The following is a 4846-nucleotide window of genomic DNA, read 5'->3' as shown; positions in this document are numbered from 1 at the left end:
CGACCACATGTGGTCACCGCCACAGGAGGGGGTGCGGGTCCGCACCCGTCCGGAGCGTCGCGGCCGGGGTCGCCGGGCCCCGCCGGCCCCGGGACCCCGCGGGCCTCAGGCCGCCTCGTCCCCCTCCGGTTCCCCGCCGTCCCCTTCCGTTTCGGCGGGGGGCTCGGGGGCCCCGTCGACGTAGGCCTCGCCCGGCTCGGTGGCGCCGAGCAGCTGGGAGACGGTGACCATGGTGTAGCCGCGCTCGTCCAGTTCCCGGACGATCGCGCGGGAGGCGTCGACCGTCGTGTCGTGGATGTCGTGCATGAGGATGATCGCCCCGGGGGAGGCGCCGTCGACGGCGCGGTCCGCGACCACCGACGACTTGCGGTCCTTCCAGTCGTTGGTGTCGATGCTCCACAGGATCTGGGCCAGGCCCATGTCGGCGGTCACCGAGGCGACCTCCGCGTCGGTGGACCCGTAGGGGGGCCTCATGAGGTCCATGGTGTACCCGGTCTCGCGGTACACCAGGGCCTGCACGGTTTCGAGGTCGGAACGGATCCCGCCCGCTCCGAGCCCGGCCAGGTCGGGGTGGGAGAGGGTGTGGTTGGCCAGTTCGTGGCCCTCCGCGTAGGCGCGCCTCACGGTGCGCGGATCCTCCATGACCGGGTAGCCGGTGACGAAGAACGTCGCGCGGGCGTCGTACTCGGCCAGGATGTCCAGCAGTTCGGGCGTGCGTCCGCCCGGGCCGTCGTCGTAGGTCAGGGCCACGCACTTGGACCCGGGGGCGGAGCAGTCGACGTCCTCGCCCGCGGGCGGCAGGACCCCGGGGACGGCCGTCTCACGGCTGATCTCCTCCTCCCGGGGCGGGGCCGCGACGGCGAAGTCGCGGACGCCCCGGGTCGCCGAGCGCAGCGCGCGCTCGCCCAGGTCCGACAGCAGGGGGGCGGACTCCGAGGCGGCGACGACGGCGTGGGTCCTGCCCTCTTCCACGGGGGCGACCTGTCCCGCGTCGAACTCCACGACGAGGTCGCCGGCGGGGTTGAACCCCACGGAGTCGTACAGCGAGGCGATCGGGTGCACCGCGTCCGGAGCCGCGGTCCCCGGGAGGGCGTCCCGCACGAGGCCGTTCAGCTCCTCCAGTTCCCCCTGGCCGGCGATCAGGGCGGTGGAGGGGTGGGTCGAGCCGGTGAGGGCGTCGTACCAGTAGGTGGTGTATCCCTCACGGGTTCCCTCGGAGTCGGTCTCCTCACGGGTCACGCGGACCCCGACGATGTCGTCGTTGGCCGCCGTCAGGTTCCACGCGGACTCGAAGGAGACCGCTCCGGGGTTGGCCGCCTCGAAGGCGTCCACCTCGGCGGACAGCGCGCGGTCCAGGAAGTCGCTCAGCGGGTCGGCGTCGGGGACGACCGGGTAGGAGACCTCCGCGGCCACCCCGCCCTCGCGGGCGAGCTCGGCCTCGGCCAGGTCCACCACGTCGTCGGGGTCGACCACCGTCAGCCCGTCGGGCTCGCCGGCGGCGGGCGGGCCCGCCTCCGGTCCGCCGTCCGCCGACCCCGGGTGCGTATCGCTCACGGGTTCGGAGGCGAGCACGCCGGGCGGGGTGACGGCCAGCCAGACCAGCCCCGCGACGACCGCCAGCGCGACCGCGATCGTGGACAGGGGGTGACCGGGGGCCATGGTCGGTTGGGACTGCTTGTTCACCAGGGGTTCTCCACGTACATCTTCAGACGAACGATCGCGGGGAGCACGGGGGAGGACTCGGCCCCGCGACGCTTCATGTCGGTTGTGACGCCGGCCGCGCAACAGGGGTTCGCGCTGATTCCGGCCGGGGGCACAGGGCAGCACGCCGGGTACAGGGGCGGAGGGGTGCTCCCTATACTTGCAGGCGTGGAAGGTACATGCTCCACCCCAGAACCCGGGCCGCGCCCGGAAGGGGAGGGGTGTGTCGCAAGAGGGAACCCGGTGCGACTCCGGGACTGCCCCGCAGCGGTATGAGGGAACGAACGTCGCCATAAGCACTGGTAATCCGGTCGGAAAGGTCGGAAACCGGGAAGCGGCGGCCAGTAGGAGGACGGCGTCCGCGCCGTCCGCGCCCCCGAGTCCGAAGACCTGCCTCCACCCGGCGGCGCACCCGTGCCGCCGGTGGTCCCGTGCCCCGAGGGAGGGCCGAGGAGCGGCGGCAGGCGCACACGCCCACGGCGTGGCCCCGGGCATGCCCGCGTCCTCGCTCACCCCCGCGGCCGGTACCCGGCTTTCGACGAGGGAGAGAAGCTCATGCCCCACACCCCCGAGGCCTCCCGGCCGTCCGTGCGCTCCACCGTGCACGGCTACCCCCGGATCGGCCCGAACCGGGAACTCAAGCGCGCCTGCGAGTCGTACTGGAGGGGCGAGACCGCCGCGGAGGAGCTGGACGGCATCGCCGCCGGCCTGCGCCTGGGCGTCTACGCCCAGCTGCGCGAGGCGGGAGTCGACGACATCCCGTCCAACACGTTCTCGTACTACGACCACGTCCTGGACACCGCGGTCCTGTTCGACCTGGTGCCCTCCCGGTTCGCCTCGCCGGCCGCCGCCGGCGACCGCGACGAGGAGCTGCGCCGCTACTTCGCCCTCGCCCGGGGCGAGCAGGGCGCCCCGCCGCTGGAGATGACCAAGTGGTTCGACACCAACTACCACTACCTGGTCCCCGAGCTGTCGCCGAGCACCCGCCCGCGCCTGGTCGGTGACAAGCCCCTCGCCGAGTTCCGGGAGGCGGCCGAGGCGGGTTTCCCGACCCGCCCGGTCCTGGTCGGCCCGCTCACCTTCCTCCTGCTGGCCAAGGCCGCGGACGACGCCCCCGAGGGCTGGCGCCCCGTCGAGCTGCTCGACCAGCTCCTGGACGCCTACGCCCAGCTCCTCGCCGGCCTCTCCGCCGCGGGGGCCGCCGAGGTGCAGCTGGACGAGCCGATCCTGGCCACCGACGAGGGACGCGCCGCCGTCGGGCTCCTGGAGCGGGTCTGCCGGCGCCTGGGCTCCCTCACCGAGCGCCCCTCCCTCCTGGTCTCGACCTACTTCGGCTCCATCGGGGCGCCCGCACTGCGGGTCCTGAAGGACTCACCGGTGGAGGCCGTCGGCCTGGACCTGGTCACCGACGGCGAGGGCGTCGACGACCTCGTCAAGGTCTCGGGCCTCGGCGGCACCCGCCTGGTCGCCGGGGTGGTGGAGGGCCGCAACGTCTGGCGGACCGACGTCCCGGCCGCCGTGGCCGCGCTCGGCACCCTGCTCGCCCTCACGGACGAGCTGACGGTGAGCACGTCCTGCTCGCTCCTGCACGTGCCGATCGACCTCGACGCGGAGACCTCCCTCGCCCCCGAGCTGCGCGAGGCCCTGGCCTTCGCCAAGCAGAAGGCGTACGAGACGGCCCTCCTCGGCCGCGTCCTCTCGGAGGGGGCCGAGGCCGAGTACGCGGCGGGCGGGGCCGGCGGCGGTCCTGCCTTCACGGACGCCCGCGTGCGCGCCCGCCTGGACGCCCTGGGCCCGGACGCCTACGAGCGCCCCCAGGACAGGGGCGCCCCCACGGACACGCCGCTGACCACGACCACCATCGGGTCGTTCCCCCAGACCGCGGAACTGCGCCGCGCCCGCGCCGCGCACCGGCGGGGCTCCCTGGCGGAGGACGCCTACAGGCAGATCCTCCGGGAGGAGATCGACCGGGTCGTCGCGCTCCAGGAGGAGATCGGCCTGGACGTGCTCGTGCACGGCGAGCCCGAGCGCAACGACATGGTCCAGTACTTCGCCGAGCAGCTGGAGGGCTACGCCACCACCGAGAACGGCTGGGTGCAGTCCTACGGTTCGCGGTGCGTCCGCCCGCCGATCCTGTTCGGCGACGTCTCGCGCCCCGAGCCGATGACCGTCGAGTGGACCACCTACGCCCAGTCGCGCACCGACAAGCCGGTCAAGGGCATGCTGACCGGTCCGGTGACCATGCTCGCCTGGTCGTTCGTGCGCACCGACCAGCCGCTGGGCGACACCGCCCGCCAGGTGGGCCTGGCCCTGAGGGACGAGGTCGCCGACCTGGAGCGCGCGGGCATCCGCCACATCCAGGTGGACGAGGCGGCCCTGCGCGAGCTCCTGCCGCTGCGCGAGGAGCGGCGCGCCGCCTACCTGGACTGGGCGGTGAACTCCTTCCGCCTGGCCACGTCCGGTGTGTCGCCGTCCACGACGATCCACACGCACATGTGCTACTCGGAGTTCGGCCTCATCGTCGGCGGCATCGAGGCGCTGGACGCCGACGTGACCAGCGTCGAGGCCGCCCGCTCCCGGATGGAGCTGGTGGAGGACCTGGGCCGCCGCGGCTACAGGCGGGGGATCGGGCCCGGCGTGTACGACATCCACTCACCGCGGGTGCCGTCCGTGGAGGAGATCGAGGGCTCGCTGCGGCTGGCCGTCGCGCACATCGACGCCGGGAGCCTGTGGGTCAACCCCGACTGCGGTCTCAAGACGCGCGGCTACGCCGAGGCGGAGCAGGCCCTGCGCAACATGGTGGAGGCCGCCCGCCGGGTCCGTGCCGACCTGCCCGGCGCCCGCTAGCGGGGTGTTGCGTGCCCGGTCCGGGAGCCTCCGGGGCGAGGCGGCCGGCGGTCTCCGCGAGCGCGCGGGCGCCCGGTCGGGCTGCGTACGCTCGCCCGGCTGCGCGAGCAGGCCAGCTCCGACCCGCTCACCGGGCTACGGCACACCGGCCCGTTCGGGCAGCGGATCGCCACCGCCACGCCGGGGCGTACCGCCCTGCTGGCGATCGACGTGGACGGGCGAACGAGATCCTGAAGGCGGCAGCGAGTTTCTTCGCGGCCGAGCTCGACCGGCGACACCTGCGCTCGTAGCGTTCATC

At 73.9% G+C, this 4846-nt stretch carries 2 protein-coding genes and 1 riboswitch; of the genes, one reads left to right on the top strand and one right to left on the bottom strand.

All coding sequences use genetic code 11. The features are described 5' to 3' along the window. Positions 1-105: 105 nt before the first annotated feature. Positions 106-1659, bottom strand: a complete 1554-nt coding sequence (locus ACWGL3_RS31005) for a polysaccharide deacetylase family protein (RefSeq protein WP_267950467.1) — start codon at positions 1657-1659, stop codon at positions 106-108. A 262-nt stretch (positions 1660-1921) separates the two neighbouring features. Next, a riboswitch (cobalamin riboswitch) is annotated at positions 1922-2096 on the top strand. Positions 2097-2256: 160 nt separating this feature from the next. Between ACWGL3_RS31005 and metE the strand changes: the two genes are divergently transcribed. After that, positions 2257-4548: a 5-methyltetrahydropteroyltriglutamate--homocysteine S-methyltransferase gene (metE, locus tag ACWGL3_RS31000; RefSeq protein ID WP_267945903.1), complete on the top strand. Its 2292-nt coding sequence runs from the start codon at positions 2257-2259 to the stop codon at positions 4546-4548. The last annotated feature ends 298 nt before the right edge of the window (positions 4549-4846 follow it).

It is taken from the genome of Nocardiopsis sp. NPDC055824 (assembly GCF_053616335.1).
Note: the sequence above shows the minus strand (reverse complement) of the source record. Positions and strands in the feature narration are given on the sequence as shown.

Bases quoted from the DNA above. Each gene is read 5' to 3' on its own strand.
- ACWGL3_RS31005 (WP_267950467.1), bottom strand. From the start codon at position 1,659: ATGGCCCCCGGTCACCCCCTGTCCACGATCGCGGTCGCGCTGGCGGTC.
- metE (WP_267945903.1), top strand. From the start codon at position 2,257: ATGCCCCACACCCCCGAGGCCTCCCGGCCGTCCGTGCGCTCCACCGTG.